The organism is Novosphingobium mangrovisedimenti, assembly GCF_025153475.1.
GTDB classification, from domain to species: Bacteria; Pseudomonadota; Alphaproteobacteria; order Sphingomonadales; family Sphingomonadaceae; genus Novosphingobium; species Novosphingobium mangrovi_A.
In genome coordinates this window covers 1-455 of the sequence record NZ_JANZXA010000064.1, presented here as the reverse complement: position 1 = coordinate 455, position 455 = coordinate 1, and the positions used below count along the sequence as shown (strand labels likewise).

General features: G+C 62.9%; 1 protein-coding gene. It reads right to left on the bottom strand.

All coding sequences use genetic code 11. From position 1 onward, the window contains the following. On the bottom strand, nucleotides 1-440 hold a 440-nt coding region (locus tag NZK81_RS21475; RefSeq protein WP_260047991.1), incomplete at its 3' end, for an acetyl-coenzyme A synthetase N-terminal domain-containing protein. Nucleotides 441-455: the final 15 nt, after the last annotated feature.

Below are 455 nucleotides of genomic sequence, written 5' to 3'. Positions count from 1 at the left end.
ACGGCCGCCTCGGGCACCATCGGCAGGTAGATGGTGACGCGCTCGCCCTTCTTCACGCCGCGTGATTTCAGGAGATTGGCGAACTTGCAGACCTGTTGGTGCAGTTCGCGGTAGGTGATGCGGCGTTCCGGGTTCTTCGGATCGTCGGGCTCCCACAGGATCGCGACCGCGTCGCCGCGTGTCGCCAGATGGCGGTCGAGGCAGTTGGCAGACAGGTTCAAGGTGCCGTCGGAGAACCAGGAAATGCCGAAGTCGGCCTCGTCGAAGCTGGTCTGCTTGACCGTGCTGAACGGCTTGATCCAGTCGATCCGCCGCGCTTCCCCGGCCCAGAACCCTTCCGGATCATCCACCGAGCGACGGTACATCGCAAGGTAGCGATCGTTGTCGATCAGCGCACCTTCCGACCACTCGCCTGAAACGGGATATACGGCCTCGGCCATGCCTCTTTCTCCTCT